This window comes from Rhodohalobacter sulfatireducens, from assembly GCF_022012475.1.
GTDB classification, from domain to species: Bacteria; Bacteroidota; Rhodothermia; order Balneolales; family Balneolaceae; genus Rhodohalobacter; species Rhodohalobacter sulfatireducens.
This window is the reverse complement of record NZ_JAKLWS010000066.1, coordinates 1-3,778: the sequence shown is the minus strand read 5'-3', so window position 1 is coordinate 3,778 and position 3,778 is coordinate 1. Positions and strand designations below refer to the sequence as shown.

Sequence of the window (3,778 nt, the reverse complement as noted above, 5' to 3'; positions counted from 1 at the left end):
GGAATGTACTCTAAACCATATACCCCGAGGCAGGGAATATTGAAAAAGCTTGATTTTTATCGAGGGGTTTTACAAAAAATGATGTATGGATTCCTATACGTTGGAATGGAAGCTGGAGCTTCCGATTGGCGTTCCCAAGCAAGAGCTTGGGAACGAGTAACAGGCCGGAACAGGGGGCACAAGTGACGCTGCGCTTAACACCTGCGCCAGTTGGGGGGACCAAGGTCAACTGCGCTAAAGCTTCGTTGACCGAGGAACATGGGAACGTGAAATAGGTGTAAATAAAGACCCCTGTGTTGCAGCTCTGAATACATACGCCAGTTGGGGAGGATAAAATCTCATACATAAAAATGTCTTTCTGCCGGTTTCTATTATCTTTTTACACATCATTGTGTTATTTTTTGCACCGATGGAAGAGAAGCATTAATATTTCTTAATAATTCAGGAAGGGCTAATATTTGTAAGGAATTATTCAATTAGCGTCTTTCAACATATCAACAGTAAGATCATCAAATGAGCGAAGGTAATAAGCAGTCATTTAATTCAAATGCAAACGGCTCACCCAACGGACACAAATCCTACAGGGGAGAATACTATTATGGTGAGAACTCACCTGTGAACGAAGGCGACATGGAGGAGTTAGACCTCAAGCAGCTATTCGGCACCATTATGCGGTATAAATGGTGGGTGGCGGGGATCGTCATCGGCGCCGCACTCATTGCGGGAGTTATTGCCACAACCATACAACCCATTTATCAAAGTTCCGGGACGATGATGATCTCCCAGGAGAGAAATCGATATACATGGGCCGGCGGCACCGACCTGAACAGTATGATGTCCTCCTCGTTTGGAGTGGGTGCGGGAAGCCGGATCGCCAATGAGATCCAGGTTCTGCAATCCCGAACACTGGCGCAGGAGATCGCCGCAAAGATCCATGAGCAGGAAGAGTTGCCAAACGGGGAGATGTTTCCCGTTCTATACCTGGAATACCCTGATCGCCGTACCAAGATTACCGAATCGATGCTGGCCTCTCGCCTGATGCAAAATATGACCGTAAACCAGGTTTCGCAGGAAACAGATATACTGAATATCTCCTATGAAAGTCCGTCCCCGCTTGAGGCAAAGACCATTGTAGATATGATTATGGAGACTTACATGGAGGTTTCGGCGAGTCAGCAGCGGCAGCGTGCCGGTTCAGCGATGGACTTTTTGGAAGAAGAGCGTGCCCGAATCCAGGACAGGCTGGCCGAGGCGGAAGAGAACCTTCGGGATTACATGAGAAACACAGAGCTCGTTCAGGTAGATGGGCAAACACAAGCCGCCATTGAACGCGTAGCGGAACTCGAATCGCAGCGGCAGGAGGTACAGGTGGAACTGGTGGCCGTAAACTCGTCCATTGAATCCTACGAAAGTCAACTCAATGAGATCAGGCCGGGCCTTGCCGATCAGTTTGCCGAGAATGTGAGCAGTCAGCTTGAAAACGCGCAGTTACGGCTGGCAGAACTTCGAACGGAGCGCTCCCTGATTCTGCAGCGAAATCCGAATTTACGAAACAACCCGGAGAGTGAACCCCAGCTTGTACAACTCAATGAAGATATTGAAACGGTTCGAAACGAAATTCGCGAAATTACAAGCAGTGTATTAAATGCAGATGATTCAGATGTGTACATCGGCTTTCTGGAAAATGAGGATGGCGGTGTTACGGACCGAATCGTTGAGCTGCGGAGAAACCTGATTGAACTGAAAATCCAGGAGTCTCAACTCAGTGCGCAGGAGGAAGTGATAAACCAGAGGCTTGAAGAGGAGAACCAGTTTTTTGATAATCTCCCGGAAAATATGCTGGAGCTGGCACGACTTCGAAGAGAAGTGGATATCAATGAACAGCTGTTTACAGAGATATCCACGAAGTACCAGGAAACACAACTTTGGGAACAGACACAATCCGGAAACGGACAGGTGATTGATGAGGCCGTTTTACCCGGCTCTCCAACATATCCAAATACCAACAGGTTTATACTCTTTGGGTTTGTAGCGGGCTTAATTGTAAGTGTGGGTACCGTTCTTGCTAAAGAAACCTTCAACCGAACGGTTGACGGGACCGACAAGATCCGTTCCATGGGATACCCGGTACTGGCCGTGATTCCGGATTTTCATGAATATGTAACCGATCGATTCAACGGCAGGGAAACGGTGCGGGTCGACGGACGAAGTGTTTCGACCTCATGGACAGCTCTGATCGACAGCATCTCACCCATTTCAGAAGCTTACAGGAGACTGCACAACAATATTGTTTTTGCAGACCCGGATAAAGATTACCAGACCATTTTGGTGACCAGCTCTCGGAAAGCGGAAGGGAAGTCCACAATTTCCGTGAACCTGGCTGTTGCCTTTGCGGAGTCGGGCAAGAAAGTTCTTCTTGTGGATGCCGACCTTCGCCGCCCCAACCTGAACCGGTTGGTCGGGGAGGATCGCGCACCGGGAATTGCCGAGTTATTCTATGATAAAGCCACTGAAGAGGATGCCATCCGCTCTACAGCCGCACCGGGCGTAGATATCATCACATCCGGACAGAAAATTCCGAATCCATCCGCTGTCTTGCATAGTAAAAAGATGGTTGAATTCATCAATGAATTGAAAAATGAGTATGACCATATCATTATCGACTCTCCGCCGTACGGGGTGATAACAGACGCCGCTCCACTCATCCAACACGCGGCCGATGGAATTCTCCTGGTTGCCCAGTTTGGTGAAACCCAGGTAAACGAACTCAACCACACCGTTGAAAATCTCCAGCAGATCCGCGCCGACGTCCTCGGTTCCGTCTTAACTGCCTACAGGTACAAAGAAAGTCGTGACTATTACTACTACAACGAATACACCTACGACAGTTACCAGGCATACGAAGATTACAAAGAAGGATAGGTTTTTTTAGAGATGAGATTTGAGATATTAGATCTTGGGGTATGAAGCCTGATTACAAATCAGCAAAAATCATCTAATACTAATCTCGAAACATCTTAACTGGCATCCTGAACTTTTCCCGAAACGTCCCAAACGTCACTACGCATCTAACCCGAAACTTCTAAATCGTCATCCCGGGCCCCGCATTCCCGGGCAGGCTTGACCCGGGATCTCAGCACCACTATTCTACCGTGGTTGGTAACAACGGCAGGGAGAGAATCAATTGCACCTGTGCAATCTTTCACCCCAGCGGGGTGATTGGTATTGTAACCCCGGCTGGAGGCCTGATGAAGAGCGGAGCTCTGATGAGAGGCTGCAACCCGGGGATGTGAAGCTTATCCAAACCGGATACCCCGAGGCGATGGGTATCGAAAAGGATTGATCGCATTCGAGGGGGTAGTGCGAATAATGATGAATGGATTCCCTAGCCGTTGGAATGGAAGCTGGTCAACTACGCTAAAGAGAAGCTTCGATGACCAGGGAGCTTGGGAACGAGTAATAACTGGAATCTGGGAAAGATTAAAATGGAAACAGGTCGGGAAAAGGGCACAAGTGACGCTGCGCTTAACACCTGCGCCAGTTGGGGGGACCGATTTTTCTTCAAGGTCGGTGGATTAGGTCATTGACACATTATTGTGTTAGCATTTAATTGAGATTAGGAGAAAGCGGGAATAGCGGGAACGATTATCGAGGGTCACGTACAGACTGAAATCTCGTCATTCTATAGAAACCGCAGAGCATGGCTATCTCTATTCCCGATGTGCTTTTTGGTACCTTTTTTCACACAAAAAAGGTACTACCCTTTAACTTGAGGATT

At 48.1% G+C, this 3,778-nt stretch carries 2 protein-coding genes; both read left to right on the top strand.

Translation table 11 applies throughout. The features are described 5' to 3' along the window. On the top strand, nucleotides 1-186 hold a 186-nt coding region (locus tag L6773_RS20960), incomplete at its 5' end, for a hypothetical protein (protein WP_237856633.1). Nucleotides 187-513: 327 nt separating this feature from the next. After that, the gene (locus L6773_RS20955) at nucleotides 514-2,922 is read left to right on the top strand and encodes a GumC family protein (RefSeq protein WP_237856632.1); all 2,409 of its coding nucleotides are present in this window, start codon (nucleotides 514-516) and stop codon (nucleotides 2,920-2,922) included. Nucleotides 2,923-3,778 lie beyond the last annotated feature (856 nt).

Coding starts and splice junctions, on each gene's coding strand:
- L6773_RS20955 (WP_237856632.1), top strand. CDS start 514: ATGAGCGAAGGTAATAAGCAGTCATTTAATTCAAATGCAAACGGCTCA.